15 protein-coding genes are annotated in these 16035 nt (G+C 48.8%); 10 read left to right on the top strand and 5 right to left on the bottom strand.

What is annotated here, in order from left to right; translation table 11 throughout:
- Positions 1-60: 60 nt before the first annotated feature.
- Together BIW15_RS09050 and BIW15_RS09045 are read left to right on the top strand one after the other, a co-directional pair.
- A complete protein-coding gene (locus tag BIW15_RS09050) occupies positions 61-939 on the top strand; it encodes a DMT family transporter (protein WP_005485953.1) in 879 nt (292 codons plus the stop codon).
- A 25-nt stretch (positions 940-964) separates the two neighbouring features.
- Complete coding sequence (locus BIW15_RS09045) at positions 965-1516, top strand: DUF2301 domain-containing membrane protein (protein ID WP_077280882.1); 552 nt, start codon at positions 965-967, stop codon at positions 1514-1516.
- A gap of 35 nt (positions 1517-1551) precedes the next feature.
- Here BIW15_RS09045 and BIW15_RS09040 read toward each other — a convergent pair whose 3' ends face one another.
- From BIW15_RS09040 to BIW15_RS09020, 5 genes are all read right to left on the bottom strand, one after another.
- Positions 1552-2454, bottom strand: a complete 903-nt coding sequence (locus BIW15_RS09040; RefSeq protein ID WP_025535720.1) for a hydroxymethylglutaryl-CoA lyase — start codon at positions 2452-2454, stop codon at positions 1552-1554.
- The gene (locus BIW15_RS09035) at positions 2451-3296 is read right to left on the bottom strand and encodes an enoyl-CoA hydratase-related protein (RefSeq protein ID WP_020835089.1); all 846 of its coding nucleotides are present in this window, start codon (positions 3294-3296) and stop codon (positions 2451-2453) included. The genes BIW15_RS09040 and BIW15_RS09035 overlap by 4 nt, the downstream gene beginning before the upstream one ends.
- Positions 3297-3333: 37 nt before the next feature.
- Positions 3334-4938, bottom strand: a complete 1605-nt coding sequence (locus tag BIW15_RS09030) for a carboxyl transferase domain-containing protein (RefSeq protein WP_077280881.1) — start codon at positions 4936-4938, stop codon at positions 3334-3336.
- 34 nt (positions 4939-4972) lie between these two features.
- Positions 4973-6142, bottom strand: a complete 1170-nt coding sequence (locus BIW15_RS09025) for an isovaleryl-CoA dehydrogenase (protein ID WP_077280880.1) — start codon at positions 6140-6142, stop codon at positions 4973-4975.
- A gap of 78 nt (positions 6143-6220) precedes the next feature.
- Positions 6221-6595 carry a MerR family DNA-binding transcriptional regulator gene (locus tag BIW15_RS09020; RefSeq protein ID WP_005455792.1) on the bottom strand — a complete coding sequence of 125 codons (375 nt, stop codon included), beginning with the start codon at positions 6593-6595 and terminating at the stop codon, positions 6221-6223.
- Between the two features lie 258 nt (positions 6596-6853).
- On the opposite strand from BIW15_RS09020, the gene BIW15_RS09015 reads away from it, so the two are divergent.
- From BIW15_RS09015 to cyoA, 8 genes are all read left to right on the top strand, one after another.
- On the top strand, positions 6854-8080 hold the full coding sequence (locus BIW15_RS09015) for a thiolase family protein (protein WP_077280879.1): 1227 nt from the start codon (positions 6854-6856) through the stop codon (positions 8078-8080).
- 29 nt (positions 8081-8109) lie between these two features.
- On the top strand, positions 8110-9603 hold the full coding sequence (locus tag BIW15_RS09010; protein WP_077280878.1) for a CoA-acylating methylmalonate-semialdehyde dehydrogenase: 1494 nt from the start codon (positions 8110-8112) through the stop codon (positions 9601-9603).
- Between the two features lie 20 nt (positions 9604-9623).
- On the top strand, positions 9624-10778 hold the full coding sequence (locus tag BIW15_RS09005) for an acyl-CoA dehydrogenase family protein (RefSeq protein WP_077280877.1): 1155 nt from the start codon (positions 9624-9626) through the stop codon (positions 10776-10778).
- Between the two features lie 41 nt (positions 10779-10819).
- Positions 10820-11605 (top strand): enoyl-CoA hydratase, encoded by a 786-nt coding sequence (locus BIW15_RS09000; RefSeq protein WP_077280876.1) that lies wholly within the window; start codon positions 10820-10822, stop codon positions 11603-11605.
- Between the two features lie 8 nt (positions 11606-11613).
- Positions 11614-12750 (top strand): enoyl-CoA hydratase/isomerase family protein, encoded by a 1137-nt coding sequence (locus BIW15_RS08995; RefSeq protein WP_077280875.1) that lies wholly within the window; start codon positions 11614-11616, stop codon positions 12748-12750.
- A gap of 26 nt (positions 12751-12776) precedes the next feature.
- Complete coding sequence (gene mmsB, locus BIW15_RS08990) at positions 12777-13679, top strand: 3-hydroxyisobutyrate dehydrogenase (protein WP_005498503.1); 903 nt, start codon at positions 12777-12779, stop codon at positions 13677-13679.
- A gap of 75 nt (positions 13680-13754) precedes the next feature.
- On the top strand, positions 13755-14513 hold the full coding sequence (locus BIW15_RS08985; protein ID WP_065871381.1) for an SDR family oxidoreductase: 759 nt from the start codon (positions 13755-13757) through the stop codon (positions 14511-14513).
- 639 nt (positions 14514-15152) lie between these two features.
- Entirely contained in the window at positions 15153-16034 is an 882-nt protein-coding gene (gene cyoA / locus BIW15_RS08980) for a ubiquinol oxidase subunit II (RefSeq protein WP_005455699.1), read from the top strand.
- The last annotated feature ends 1 nt before the right edge of the window (position 16035 follow it).

The following is a 16035-nucleotide window of genomic DNA, read 5'->3' as shown; positions in this document are numbered from 1 at the left end:
TTAAAATCGATATAAATATCCCCACTGATGACGATTCATCAGGCCTTTTTGTGAGTAATTATGTTTAACTCAGAACGCAAAGCGACCGTGATTCTGGTGGCCACTACGATGATAGCGGCACTGGGCTGGATTTTTTCCAAAGAAACGATACAAGGGCTGCCTCCCTTTGGTTTTATTGGCTTGCGATTTACCATCGCCTCTCTCTGTTTACTGCCATTGTGTTACCGACCACTCAAAGCGGCACGGTTAAAAGACGTGTTGGCGGCTAGCGGTGTTGGTTTGCTGCTTGGCGGCGCTGTGATGACGTGGATTTATGCCATTTCAATCAGCGATACGCTAGGCGAGGGCGCATTTATTATGAGCCTCTCGATGCTGTTCGTGCCAATCGTGGCTTGGGTAATGTTTCAACAACGCCCTCAGCGCATCTTTTGGATCTCGTTACCTATTGCGGTGATTGGTTTAGCGTGCCTTTCATTGGCTGGAGGTTGGAAGCAGTCTGCGAGTCAACTCTGGTTTCTTGGAGCGGCGCTTATCTTGGCGCTACACTTTAATGTAAACAGCAAATATTCGCAGAAGTTGCCCGTTTTACTACTGACTTGTGTGCAGCTGTTTTCAGCAGGCTGTCTAGGTCTGTTGGTGTCGTTCTTGATGGAATCACGACCAGAGCAGGTGGATTCATCCATTTGGTGGTGGTTTGCGCTCAGTACGTTGCTTGCGACGAGTTTGCGTTACGTTATGCAGACGATGGGGCAAAAGTTTGTCCAAGCAGGGAATGCGGCACTAATTATGATCTTAGAGCCGGTTTGGACGGTTGTTCTCAGCATTCTTTGGTATGGCGAAGTTCTGACGGCCAATAAACTTGTTGGTTGTCTGCTGATTCTCTTTTCTTTGGTGATTTACCGCACTGGCGGCAGATTCCGCTTCCCCAAGCGAGCGTAAATACACGCTCTAAAGATGAACGACGATGGCAAATACTGAACATCAAGAAACATTAGATTTTTTAGATAAGCTGAGCGTTTGCTTGTATCGCGCTGGCATCAGTGTGTTTGCCATCGCTCTGTTGGGGTTGGCTGCGTTGGAAAGTCAATGGCTCGACGGGGTGGATGGCAGATATAGAGCAGTCTTTGCGGTATTCGCCATTGCTGGTGCAATGTCTGCGAGTAATATTCACGTTTACAGTAAGTCAGTTCGCACTATCATCAGTTGGTCTGGTTGGATAGGAGCGATCTTGATGGTCTGCGACCCAGAGTTAAATCGAGTGTGGCTCGCATTAGGCTTTATCTTTGTCACCTTTTCTGGGATTGCGTTGAAAGAGTCGTTCTGTTTCAAAGTCCTTGGCTTGAAATTGGTACCTACGCTGTTGGTTGTGACGACATTTGCGTTGTGGTTCGAACAGTCAACCATTGTTGCAATCTCTGCGCTTCTTGCGGGTTTGATCATGGCCTACTTATCTATAGCAAAATGGCGCATGCCACTGCACTTTGATATCGGCATCAAAGCGAATTATGAAGTCTAATGGGCGGGTTAGTTGAGCCCGTCATGCAAAGTGCGTTATTCCATTCTATGACGTAATGCCTGCGAAACCTTCGATGTTGGTTGGCGTTGCAGTTCATCGCTTATCATCCATCCTGCTTTGGCTAACAGCTCCAAATCCACGCCAGTTTCAATGCCCAAGCCTTGGCATAAATACAACACGTCTTCTGTAGCGACATTGCCAGATGCACCATGCGCGTATGGACACCCTCCCAATCCTGCGACACTGCTGTCTACCGTGGTGATGCCCATGCTTAAGGCTTGGTAGATATTTGCCAGCGCTTGCCCCCATGTATCATGAAAGTGTACGGCTAAACGTTGGTTTGGAATGCTCGCTAACACCGATTCCAGCATTTCTTTTACACGATTAGGCGTACCGGTTCCGATCGTGTCGCCCAAGGACACCTCGTAGCATCCCAACTCGATCAACGCTTGCGATATGTTGGCCACTTGTGTTGGAGATGTCGCCCCATCGTAAGGGCAGTCGACGACGCACGACAGATAGCCTCTAACGGGAATATGGTATTTATCGGCCTGAACCATTAATGGCTCGAAGCGTTTCAAGCTCTCTGTAATTGAACAGTTGATATTATGCTGGCAAAAGCCTTCTGAAGCCGAAGTGAAAATGGCGACCTGATTGGCGCCAGCATCTAAGGCTTGCTCTAACCCTTGGAGGTTAGGGGTGAGTGCCGAGTAAGTCACCGAGGCTCTTCGCGTGATATTTTGCATGACTTCTTTGGAATCTGCCATTTGCGGAACCCATTTGGGTGAGACAAATGAGCCGGCTTCGATGTGGCTCAAACCCGTGTCAGAAAGCAAATCAATCAGCCGGATTTTAGTGCGAATCGAAACTGGAGATTCATTTTGAAGTCCATCTCTAGGGCCAACTTCAACAATGGTTACGTTAGTAGGCAGTGTCATTCTTCCTCCGCATCAGGTTGATGGACCCAGCTCGGAGGCCGTTTTTCTAAGAAAGCTTGTAAACCGTCTTGCCCTTGAGGCGATACACGGATATCGGCGATCAATTGGCTGGTGTAGCGGATAAGCTGAGAATCAATGGGATTTTGGTGGCATTGTTCGCACAGTGCTTTCGCTTTTCTCATCGCATCTGGGCTATTGAGTAGCAAAGAAGCGACGACTTCGCTTACGCATGATTCAAGCTCGTCATCTTTTTTCACTTCATGCACGATGCCAAATTGTTGCGCTTTAACCGCAGGGATGACTTCACCACTGAGGATGTAACGACGTGCTTGTCGATTGCCCATCGCACGCATCACGTATGGTGCAATGGTGGCGGGCACCAATCCCAGTTTGACTTCACTCAAGCAAAACTGAGCGGAGTGGCTGGCGATAGCGATATCGCTGCAGCAAATTAGCCCCAATGCGCCACCAAAGGCTGAGCCTTGTACGACAGCGATGGTGGGTTGAGGGAAGGCATCCAACGTTTCCATTAAGCGAGCGAGGCTTTGTGCATCGACTAGGTTTTCTTTTCGGGTACTATTTGCCATCGATTGCATCCAAGCTAAATCCGCACCAGAGGAAAAGTGTTTGCCATTACTGCGCAGCACTAAGCAACGCACATCGGTTCTTAGTGCAAGATAATCTAAGCGATGGATGATCAAATCAATCATGCAGGCATCGAAGGCATTGTGTTTCTTTGTCCGATTCAGCGTCAGTGTTGCAACACCGAATTCGTCAACCTGCCAAAGCACATCATTGTGTCGTTGAGCGTTTGGAACAATGCTTGGTTGTCTTTCCTGCATAATGATTTCCTTGTGAACGTTTATTTCAATTGCGCGGTTACATTCTAAAGATGCCAAATTCGCTATCAGGTATTGGCGCGTTGAGCGCGGCCATTAACGCTTGTGCAAGCACGTTTCGCGTCTCTTTGGGGTCAATGATGCCGTCGTCCCATAATCTTGCACTGGCAAAGTACGGATGCCCTTGGGTCTCATACAAGTCTATGATCGATTCTTTGAAAGTGTGTTCTTCTTGCTCGGACCATTCTTCGCCGCGACGTTGGTTTATCTCTTTGCGCACCTGAGTCAACACGCCAGCGGCTTGCTCTCCGCCCATTACGGAGATGCGTGCGTTTGGCCACATCCACATCATGGTTGGGTCATACGCTCGCCCGCACATGCCGTAGTTTCCTGCGCCGTAAGATCCACCAATGATCACCGTGAATTTAGGCACATCAGCACACGCTACCGCCATCACCAGTTTGGCACCGTGTTTGGCTATGCCTTCTTCCTCGACCTTTTTGCCGACCATGAATCCGGTGATGTTTTGCAAAAAGAGTAGGGGCGTTTTGCGTTTGGCGCACAGTTCGATAAAGTGCGCCCCTTTTTGTGAGGAGTCAGAAAACAAAATGCCATTGTTCGCGACAATACCAATCAACTGACCATGAATGCGCGCAAAGCCGCACACCAACGTGCGTCCGTAGAGGGCTTTAAACTCATCGAAATCCGAATCATCGACGATACGCGCAATGATTTCACGTACATCAAACGACAAACGCAAATTGGCATTTACGATACCGTACATTTCTTCCGCATCGTAACGTGGTGGTAAGATGGCACTGTCTGATTTCGGCGGCTTTGGACGGTTCGCGTTGGCAATCGCCTTGCGCGCCAAGTCTAAGGCGTGCTCATCGTTTTCGGCGTAATAATCTGCCACCCCCGATTTTCGACAATGCACATCTGCGCCGCCGAGTTCTTCACCAGTCACGACTTCGCCCGTTGCGGCTTTTACCAATGGGGGGCCGGCTAAAAAGATGGTGCCTTGTTCTTTCACCATTATCGACACGTCTGCCATTGCTGGGACATAAGCACCGCCTGCGGTGCACAGCCCCATAACAACGGCGATTTGAGGAATGCCTTTGGCCGACATTCTGGCTTGGTTGAAGAAGATACGGCCGAAGTGATCTTTATCGGGAAAAACGTCTGATTGATGAGGGAGATTCGCGCCGCCAGAGTCGACAAGGTAGACACACGGTAGTTGGCAACGCTGAGCAATCTCTTGTGCTCGAAGGTGCTTTTTCACGGTGAGAGGATAATAGGTGCCGCCTTTGACCGAAGGATCGTTGGCAATCACCATGCATTGAACTCCTTCGATCATGCCGATGCCAGCCACGACACCCGCGCATGGGATGGACTCATCGTACACTTGCCAAGCGGCGAACTGACCGATTTCAAGGAAGTTGCTGCCATCATCGAGCAAATGTGAAATTCGTTCTCGAACCGGGAGTTTTCCTTTTTGTCGCTGATGAGCAATGGCACGTTCGCCGCCACCGAGTTTGATGGTGGCGACGTCTTTTTGCAGCTTTTCAACCAGCATTTCCATCGCGGCTTGGTTAGAAAGAAACAGCTCGTCAGTTGGCTTGGTTTTGCTTTTTATGATGGCCATGATGACTTCCTTTTCCTAGCGAGTGAATCAGGAGCTAGCGTGATTCCTCAAACAATTCGCGCCCGATGAGCATTCGGCGAATTTCGGAGGTTCCTGCCCCAATTTCATACAGTTTTGCGTCACGCAGAAGGCGTCCGGTTGCGTATTCATTGATGTAGCCATTACCGCCGAGTAGCTGAATGGCGTTGAGCGCCATTTGTGTTGCCAATTCTGCGCTGTACAAAATCACCCCAGCGGCATCTTTGCGCGTGCATTCACCACGATCACAAGCCGTTGCGACGGTGTAGACGTACGCTTTGGCAGCGTTCATACGTGAGTACATGTCGGCCAATTTGCCCTGCACAAGCTGAAACTCGCCGATGGATTTGCCGAACTGTTTGCGCTCATGCACGTAGGGGACGACGATATCCATACACGCTTGCATAATGCCGAGTGGGCCAGCAGCTAAAACAACGCGCTCGTAATCAAGCCCACTCATCAATACTTCGACGCCACAATTGAGTGCTCCGAGAATGTTTTCTTTAGGTACTTTGCAATTGTTGAAGACGAGCTCAGATGTGTTTGAGCCTCGCATTCCCAACTTATCGAGCTTTTGCGCGTCACTGAATCCGGTAAAACTGCGCTCGACGATAAACGCTGTGATCCCGCGCGATCCCGCATCAGCGTCTGTTTTGGCGTACACCACGACCACGTCCGCATCGGGGCCGTTCGTGATCCACATTTTTGTGCCATTGAGTAAGAAGTGGTCGCCTTTGTCTTCGGCTTTTAGTTGCATGCTGACGACATCCGAACCCGAATTGACTTCGCTCATCGCCAGAGCGCCTATGTGCGAACCATCAACTAATTTAGGCAGATACTTTTCTCGTTGCGTTGGGGTGCCGTTTCGAAAGATTTGGTTTACGCAAAGATTTGAATGTGCGCCGTAGCTGAGCGCGACGGAGGCTGATGCTCGGCTTATTTCTTCCATTGCTACAACGTGGGCGAGGTAACCCATTTCAGCACCACCATATTCTTCGCTGACGGTTACGCCAAGCAAGCCCATTTCGCCAAGAAGTGGCCATAAATGGCTAGGAAACTGATTGTAATGGTCAATATCGGCGGCAATAGGAGCTATATGCTCACTCGCGAACGCATTGACGTGATCTCGGAGCATATCAATGGTTTCACCGAGCCCGAAATTCAGCGGGATGTAGCTCGTTTTCATAACGTCTCCCTGTTGCAGGTGTGTGACTGTGAAAATCGTGCACTGCTTGAGTGAGGGAAATTTGAGTTAGTGGCGTTGTTACTTTTCGTTGTTTTTTAGTGTTTGAAGGCAGCGTTCTTTTGCTGCATTGAGCTCGCCCATGACGACACCAATGTCATTTAACTGCTGTTGCAGCACGGCTTGCTTTTCTTCAATGATATTGAGCATTTTGAGCAGCTGTTCATCCGTTTGTTGCATGTCGTAAAGTTCGAACAGTTCACGTATTTCTGCCAGCGAGAAGCCGAGCCGTTTCCCTCTAAGAATCAGTTTAAGTCGGATTTTGTCCCTACGCTGATAAACGCGCATATTGCCTTTTCGCTCTGGCTCAATCAGGCCGACGTCTTCATAAAATCGAATACTGCGCGTCGTGATGTCGAACTCTTTGGCGAGATCACTGATTTTATATTTTTCCATAACACACTTACCTCGAATAAAAATCCAGCTTCTCGAAATCTGACCATGACTGAATAAAAATTAGGTTGTTATCAATGTGTTTCTTTACCTCACTGTAAAGGCTAGTGCTATGCTTACGTAAACGTCAAGAAATCACAGTGCGATAATTTCGTTGCCGGATAAGGGATAGAGCTTCATCGTTTGAGGTGAGAAAACCTAAATAGGCAATTGTGGTGGGTAAGTTCGTACGCTGTGATACACCGTTAGGGAACGCGAATCATGGGAAACGACATTTGGATTGTCAGTGCGAAAAGAACGCCAATTGGGCGCTTTCAAGGGCTGTTGCAACCGTACTCCGCACCGCAGTTAGGCGCATTTGCCATAAAGGCCGCGATGAAATCGCTGGGTGAAAACGTACTTTCTGAGACCGTAACTGATGAAGTGTTGATGGGCTGCGTACTACCAGCCGGATGCGGACAAGCGCCGGCTAGACAGGCAGCGCTCGGTGCGGGTTTACCACCCAGTACAGGGTGCACAACCATCAATAAAGTTTGCGGTTCGGGAATGAAAAGCGTCATGCTTGCTCATGATTTGATCAAAGCTGGAACTATTCGAACGGCTGTTGCTGGAGGTATGGAAAGCATGACAAATGCGCCCTATTTGTTGAAAGAGGTGCGCAATGGCATGCGATTAGGGCATCACTCCACTTACGATCACATGTTTCTCGATGGATTGCAGGATGCCTACGAAGGGCACTTGATGGGCGTCTATGCTCAGCAAATTGCAGATAGGCTCAAATTCAGCCGTGAGAAAATGGATGAGTGGGCAACCATGTCTGCAAAACGTGCGTTAGAAGCGCAAGAGCGCGGTTTGTTTGATGATGAAATTGCACCCATTGACATCCGGACAAAAACTGCCACAACCCAACTCGATTATGATGAGCATCCTCGCTCCATCGATCTAGAAAAAATTCCTCAGCTCAAACCCGCTTTCGATAAAAAAGGCTCAGTGACTGCGGCGAACTCCAGTGCCATTTCCGATGGCGCAGCCGCGTTGATTTTGATGGATGAAGAGACGGCGCGCCACCAAAATCTTACCCCGCTTGCCATCATCAAATCGCACGCGACTCATGCGAGAAAGCCGGATGAGTTTACGTTGGCTCCGGTCTACGCCATTGAACAATTGTTGTCGCAAATGGATTGGTCGATTGACGAAATTGATCTCTGGGAAATCAACGAAGCCTTTGCGGTAGTGACACAAATTGCGGTTGCGGAATTAGGGCTTGATTCAAGCAGGGTCAATATTAAAGGCGGAGCTTGTGCGCTCGGGCATCCAATTGGTGCCAGTGGGGCTCGCATTTTGGTCACATTGATCCACAGTTTACGACAGCTACAAGCACTGGGGATTGATGGGGATGCAAGTAACAAGAAAGTGATGCGAGGCGTTGCGTCACTGTGTATTGGCGGTGGCGAGGCGACAGCAATAGGTATCGAGATCCCGCTGTAATTTCTGCACAGTTAACAAAGGAGTAAATGATGACTCGTTTGGTTCCCTTATTTATTGATGGTGAGTTTCGTGAGTCTCAAACCTCAGATTGGATTGAAGTCACTAATCCCGCCACCAATGACGTAATCGCGTATGTGCCATGTTCGACAAATGCTGAGATGAAAGCGGCCATCGAAAGTGCGCAAACGGCTTTTCAATCTTGGAAAGAGGTGGCGGTATCAGAGCGAGCGCGTTTGATGCTTCGCTATCAGCATCTTTTGAAAGAACATCATGATGAAATCGCGACCTTGCTTTCGCACGAAACGGGCAAAATCTTTGCCGATGCCAAAGGCGATGTTTGGCGCGGCATAGAAGTGGTTGAGCAAGCGGCCAACATTGCCAGCAACCTGATGGGAGAAACGGTCGAAAATGTCGCGACTGACATCGACAGCTACTCGATAATCCAGCCTTTGGGTGTGTGCTGCGGTATTACTCCGTTCAACTTTCCTGCCATGATCCCGTTGTGGATGTTTCCCATCGCAATCGCGAGCGGTAACACTTTCGTTCTTAAGCCTTCCGAGCAAGTGCCTTTAACCTCGATTCGCTTAGCTGAGCTTTTTGAAGAGGCGGGTGCGCCAAAAGGCGTATTGCAGATCGTTCATGGCCGCAAAGATCAAGTCGATTTCTTGCTTGCTCATCCCGATATTCGCGCGGTGTCTTTCGTCGGCTCAGTGCCTGTCGCGCAGTACATTTTCACCACGGGAACTCAATACTTTAAACGCGTACAAGCTTTTACTGGCGCTAAAAATCACATGGTTGTCATGCCTGATGCTAACAAAGATCACGTCATCAACAACTTGGTGGGATCATCGGTTGGTGCTGCAGGGCAACGTTGCATGGCGATTTCAGTCGCGGTGTTTGTTGGTGAGTCAAAAGCCTGGATTGCCGATCTCAAACAAGAAATGGCGAAAATCCATCCCGGCGCTTGGGATGATGAGGATGCTGCGTATGGTCCTTTGATCAGTGAGCAAGCCAAGCAGCGAGTTTTGGGTTTGATTGAGTTAGGCAAACAACAAGGTGCGGTGTGTGAACTTGATGGCAGCCAATGTGAAGTCGAAGGGTTTCCCGATGGTAATTGGATCGGGCCAACGCTGTTTAGCGGCGTAACGCCGAATATGTCGATTTACACCCAAGAGATCTTTGGCCCAGTTTTGGTGTGTATTGAGGTTGAGACGTTGCAAGAGGCGATCGATCTCGTCAATCGCAATCCTTACGGTAATGGCACGTCGATATTCACCGCTAATGGCGCGGCAGCACGGAAATATCAGCACGAGATTCAAGTTGGTCAGGTCGGTATCAATGTTCCGATTCCGGTGCCTTTGCCATTCTTCTCCTTCACGGGGTGGAGGGGCAGTTTCTATGGTGATTTGCATGCGTATGGCAAGCAAGCTGTGCGTTTTTACACCGAGACTAAAACGGTAACGGCTAGATGGTTTGATGATGACATCCCAACAGGGCCGAATTTGACCATTCAACTGCGCTGAGTGAACAGCAAGGAGCTTTTATGGACTTTGAACTTAATGAAGATCAACGTGCATTTGCCGATACGGCTCAGCAGTTTTCGTTAGAGCGTTTAGCACCAATGGCCGCAGAGTGGGATGAAAAACAGAACTTTCCTAAAGACGTATTGAGAGAGGCGGGAGAACTGGGTTTTCTCAGCCTCTATACGCCAGAAGCACATGGTGGTTTGGGGTTAAGCCGTTTGGATGCGTCGATTGTTTTTGAGCAGCTCTCAATGGGGTGCACGTCGACGACTGCTTTCATGACTATCCACAATATGGTGAGTTGGATGGTGGCGAGTTTCGCGACCGAAGACGTGAGAGCCAACTATTGTCCTAAACTCGTCACCGGAGAATGGTTGGGTTCGTATTGCTTGACGGAGCCCAATGCGGGGTCGGATGCCGCTTCGTTGAGTACAACCGCGCACAAAAAAGGCGATGCATACGTGTTGAATGGCGGCAAAGCATTTATCTCCGGCGCAGGAGAGACGGATGTTTTGGTCGTGATGGCGCGAACGGGCGAAGCGGGTGCCAAAGGTGTGTCTGCATTTGTTGTTCCTGCTCAAGCTGACGGCATCAGTTATGGGCGAAAAGAGCCCAAAATGGGCTGGAACAGCCAACCAACACGCGCGGTTACGTTTGACAATGTCGTTATTCCAGCAAGTCATTTACTGGGCGAAGAAGGGCAAGGCTTCATATTTGCCATGAAAGGATTGGACGGTGGGCGCATTAATATCGCGACCTGTTCCGTTGGTACGGCGCAACAAGCTCTGAATCAAGCTACGCAATATATGCAGGAGCGAAAGCAGTTCGGAAAATCGTTAGCGCAATTTCAGGCGCTGCAATTCAAGTTAGCGGACATGGCGACGGAGCTTGTCGCAGCACGGCAATTGGTGCGTTATGCCGCCAGCAAACTCGATCTAGGCGATTCCGATGCGACGACGTACTGCGCGATGGCGAAACGCTTTGCAACCGACGTCGGTTTTCAAATTTGCGACCAAGCGTTGCAGATCTACGGCGGTTACGGGTACATAAAAGAGTACCCCATGGAGCGTTATTTCCGTGACGTTCGCGTACATCAAATTCTTGAGGGCACTAATGAAATTATGCGTCTGATCATCGCGCGTCGTCTGCTCTCAGAAACGTCAGCGTTGCTCTAACAAGCTATCGGGTCTGCGCCATCAAAAGGGGAAGTCACATTATGTCATCAACGCCACAAGCCATTGAGCACACCATTCAAAATCACGTCGCAGTGATTACGATGAATAATCCCCCCGCGAACACGTGGACGGCAGAAAGCCTTCACGCTTTAAAAGCGTTGGTGTGTACGCTTAACCAAAATAAAGACGTTTATGCCTTGGTCATTACTGGCTGTGGTGACAAGTTTTTCTCGGCAGGTGCGGATCTCAAGTTGTTTGCTGATGGTGACAAAGCACGCGCATTAGAGATGGCGCGCTGCTTTGGTAAAGCATTTGAAACCCTCTCCGAGTTTCGAGGTGTATCTATTGCTGCCATTAATGGTTATGCCATGGGTGGTGGGCTAGAAGTGGCGTTGGCGTGTGATATTCGAGTGGTCGAAGAGCATGCCATACTCGCGCTGCCAGAAGCGAAAGTTGGGCTGCTTCCTTGCGCTGGTGGCACACAAAATCTCACCGCGCTTGTTGGCGAAGGATGGGCGAAACGCATGATTCTTTGCGGCGAACAAATCAGCGCCTCTTTGGCAAAAGAACTAGGCCTAGCGGAGGAGTTAGTGCCAAAAGGGGGAGCCTTAAGTAAAGCGATTGCGATGGCTGAGTCGGTTGCAAATCAATCGCCTTCTTCGGTCGCCGCGTGCAAAATTTTGATTCAAAACATGCGCTCTGCGCCACTCAAACACGGCTTAATGAAAGAGCGTGAATTATTCCTCGATTTATTTGATACCGAAGATCAAACAGAAGGCGTACGCGCCTTTCTTGAAAAGCGTCGACCTAACTGGAAGAACCAATAGGAGGCTTCATGGTAGGAACGGTCACCATTACAGAAACGGATTGTGTCGATGGCGTACATCGCATCGGCGTCGCGACGTTGGATAACACGCCATCACTGAACGCATTGACGTTCGATATGTTGGTTCAACTTCACGATCAATTGATCAAATGGCAACACGATCCGCACGTGGTTTGTGTGGTGTTAAGTGGTGCGGGAGAAAAAGCATTCTGTGCTGGCGGGGATGTGCGGGCGATGTATCACGTCATGCACAATGAGAGCAAAGAAGCGACCGTAGAATTTTGCACAAAATACTTTGCGTTGGAATACGAGTGTGACTATTTAATCCATACCTACAATAAACCCATCATTGGATGGGGTGAAGGCATCGTGATGGGTGGTGGCATGGGGCTGTTTATGGGCACAAGCCACAAGGTTGTTACGCCAATATCGCGTTTAGCCATGCCAGAAATCAACATCGGTCTATATCCAGACGTAGGTGGTACTTGGTTCCTTAGTCAAATCGATCCTGAAGTGGGTTTATTTCTTGGCTTGACCGGTGCGCTCGTTAATTCGAGTGACGCTGTCACTACTGGTCTGGCGGATTGGCTGTTACTGGAAGAGCAATATCCCACTTTGTTAAAAGAGCTACAAAAAGTGCCATGGGGGACTTCTGGTGCGAAGGAACTGGTTAGTGCGCTGTTGGCGTTGTTGGAAGAACAAATCATCGACAGCAAACCAACCACGCAAATCTGCCCTCATCTCGACCAAATAAAAGAAGCTTGCAAAGGCGTAGACCTCAACCTCATTGCTCAACGCATTATGGCGATGGAAGACAGCAGCCCGTGGATTGCAGGTGCGAAAGAAACATTTTCGTCAGGCAGCCCAATTACTGCTCATATCTGCTTTCGACAAGTCAAAGAATATCACCGCTTACCGCTTGCAGACTGCTTCCGATTGGAGCTGAGCCTGTCGGTTCGTTGTGCGCTCTTAGGGGAATTTGAAGAGGGCGTTCGCGCTCGCCTTATCGACCGAGATGGTGAGCCAAACTGGATGTTTAAAACGGTCAGTGAAGTCGATGAAGATGTCATCGACTTATTGTTTACCTCGCTTTGGGCTGACGATGAACACCCGCTCGCCAAGCTCGGTGAACAGCCGCTAGGTTAGCCGTTAGGTCAATAAGGAGAATAATCATGAGTACCATCGCATTTATTGGGTTGGGTCGAATGGGGAATCCAATGGCGCAGAACTTGTTAGCGTCAGGGTTTAACGTGCAAATATTTGACGTGGATGTGGAAGCCGCAAAACAACTGATGCCATTTGGGGCAGTGGTTGCGAGCTCGCTCGAAGAAGTGGTGGATGGTGCAAGCACCGTGATCACCATGCTTCCAGCGGGGTCTCACGTTCGGTCGGTGTATTTAGGGGACTTACACGGGGGCGTTGGCGTGATGAACCTTGTCGCACCGAATACGCTATTGATTGACTGTTCGACGATCGATCCCGATTCAGCAAGATTGGTTGCCAATGAAGCGGCAAACAAGCGTTTGTTATTTGTCGACGCACCGGTTTCGGGTGGCGTCGCGGGAGCTAAAGCGGCTACGTTGACGTTCATTGTCGGTGGCTCGGATGAGGCATTCTCAAAAGCGAACGCCATTTTGCAGTACATGGGGAAAAACGTTTTTCATGCGGGTAAAGCTGGCGATGGGCAGATGGCTAAAATCTGTAATAACCTGATGCTGGGTATTTTGATGTCAGGCACGTGTGAGGCGCTGAACTTAGGCATTGATCATGGGCTCGATCCAAAAGTCTTGTCCAACATCATGTTGCAAAGCTCGGGACGAAACTGGGCGTTAGAGCTTTATAATCCATGCCCGGGCGTGATGGATAGCGCGCCAGCCAGCCATGATTATCAACCGGGCTTTATGAGCAAGCTGATGCTAAAGGATTTAGGTTTGGGATTAGATGCCGCATTGCAAACCCACTCCTCGGTGCCTATGGGAGCGTTGGCGCGTAACCTCTATGCATTCCATAACTCGAGCGGTCATGGCGAACTCGATTTCTCAAGTCTGTTTGAATTCTATAAGAACAACAAATGACCATTGTGCTGGGAGCAATAAGCTCCCAGTTTCGATATTTCGTGTCTGAGCATCGACAAGTTTGGGAGAGCAAATATGGACATAAAAAATAGCGTTATTGCGATTACAGGTGCAGGGCAGGGGCTGGGCCAAATGATGGCGATTACCCTCGCTCAATCCGGAGCTGATTTGGCTTTGCTCGATGTGAATGAAACCGGTTTACGAGAGACACAATCACAATGTCAGATGTTAAGTGCGAAAGCGTTCACTTATCCGGTTGATGTGACAAATGAATCGGATGTGGAAGCGACATTTGACGCCATTCTTCAAGATTTCGGTCAGCTTAATGGACTCATCAACAATGCGGGAGTGCTGCGAGATGGTTTGTTTGTAAAAGCCAAAGATGGCGTTATCAGCAAAATGTCGTTGGAGCAGTTTAATCTCGTCATGAATGTCAATGTCACGGGAACATTTCTGTGTGGGCGTGAGGCTGCTGTAAAAATGATTGAAAGTGGCTCACAAGGGGTCATCATCAATATCTCCAGCGTTGCGAGAGCCGGGAATATTGGTCAAACCAACTATTCCGCCTCCAAAGCGGCGGTCGCTACCATGGCAACAACGTGGGCACGCGAGCTTGCAAGGTACGGCATTCGAGCCGCTGCGATTGCGCCGGGGGTTGTACATACGGCGATGGCTGATCAAATGAAGCCAGAGGCGATCGAACGTCTAGAAAAGATGATTCCGGTAGGGAGAATGGGGGAAGCGAGTGAAATCGCTCATGCCGTCAAATACATTCTTGAGAGTGATTACTTCACTGGCCGCGTGCTTGAGGTGGATGGCGGAATCCGAATGTAAACGTTTTTTTCAGAGAATGATTGCCTCAGGGAGGCATATTTGTCTGCTTAGTGACGAGTCGCATTGAGGGCAGGCTCTGTTTTCTTTTTTAATATCAACACACACATTCACGTAATAAATAAAATTCGTGTCATATTTAATTAAGAATAAATACCATTCAAATACTACGTGAAATCATTAATTTGATGTTGGTCACAATTCTTTAGTTTGATTTTTAATCATCTTATAACTATCACCGGATTTATGATCAATTCATCCGTCCGTTCTTTCCTGTCTATCTAACACCTTATTAAATATGGCGTTTACTCTGTGGCACGTCAATTTTGCGCAAGAGTTTTAGCTGGTGGTTTACATACCTAAATTTCATTATTGGAAGGTTAGTTTCCAGTTGTGACTAATGAGCTTTAACTTTTTACTCCTCATAATGCGCCAAATGTAACATTGTGTTTCAAAGTGTAACATTAAACTCACACTGTAAGTGTGGTTTTAACCACGCTGCAATCCCGTTTGATATTCGATGATCCCAATGTTGCACATGCTCAACACATAAACATTCTAATGACTATAACAACTGGTTCTTAGCTTGATACCGAACGTAATGGCATTTGCTTTGAAACCAGACAACCATCGAGAAAGTTAATGGAAGCCTCAAGATATAAACGCATCTTGTCGAGGGGGAGTTTGGCGTGCGTCATACTTTTGCTCTCAGGATGTAATTCTGCTTTGCTTGACCCGAAAGGTGCCATTGGTGTCCAAGAAAAAGAGCTGATCATCACCGCTCTTTTGCTGATGTTAATCGTCGTGATCCCTGTGATTCTGATGACGATTTACTTCGCTTATCGATACCGAGCAAGTAACACCGATGAAGAGTACGCACCAGAATGGTCGCACTCGACCAAAATCGAAGTGGTGGTATGGACAATTCCCATCATCATTATCGCCATTCTTGCCACCATCACTTGGCGTTCTACCCACGAACTAGAGCCATCCAAACCTCTGGTGAGTGATGTCAAACCGATGACGATTGAAGTGGTTTCGCTTGATTGGAAATGGCTGTTTATCTATCCGGAAGAAAACATCGCGACCGTAAACTACGTGGCGTTTCCGAAAGATGTGCCTGTGACCTTTAAGCTGACGTCAGACAACATCATGAATGCGTTCTTTATCCCGCGTTTGGGTACTCAGATTTACGCGATGCCAGGCATGGTGACTAAGTTGAATCTGATCGCTAACCACGAAGGGGACTACAAGGGCTTTGCGTCGAACTACAGCGGCGAAGGTTTTTCGCAGATGAAGTTCACCGCATCGGCAATGCCGGATCGCGCGGCATTCCTAAATTGGGTGCAAAAAGTGAAAGCAAGCCCTGATCGAATCGAAGATTGGGAGCAATACAGCTCGCTGGCTGAGCCAAGCGTTGCTGCGCCTGTCACTCTGTTCTCAAGTGTTCCTCCGTTTCTGTTCAGCAACGTCGTGACCCAACATCCGGGTTCCATGAACTGTTTGCCTGAAAACCAAGGATAAT

The sequence above is a fragment of the Vibrio sp. SALL6 genome (assembly GCF_002002385.1).
GTDB lineage: Bacteria > Pseudomonadota > Gammaproteobacteria > Enterobacterales > Vibrionaceae > Vibrio > Vibrio parahaemolyticus.
This window is presented reverse-complemented; position numbering and strand designations above follow the sequence as displayed.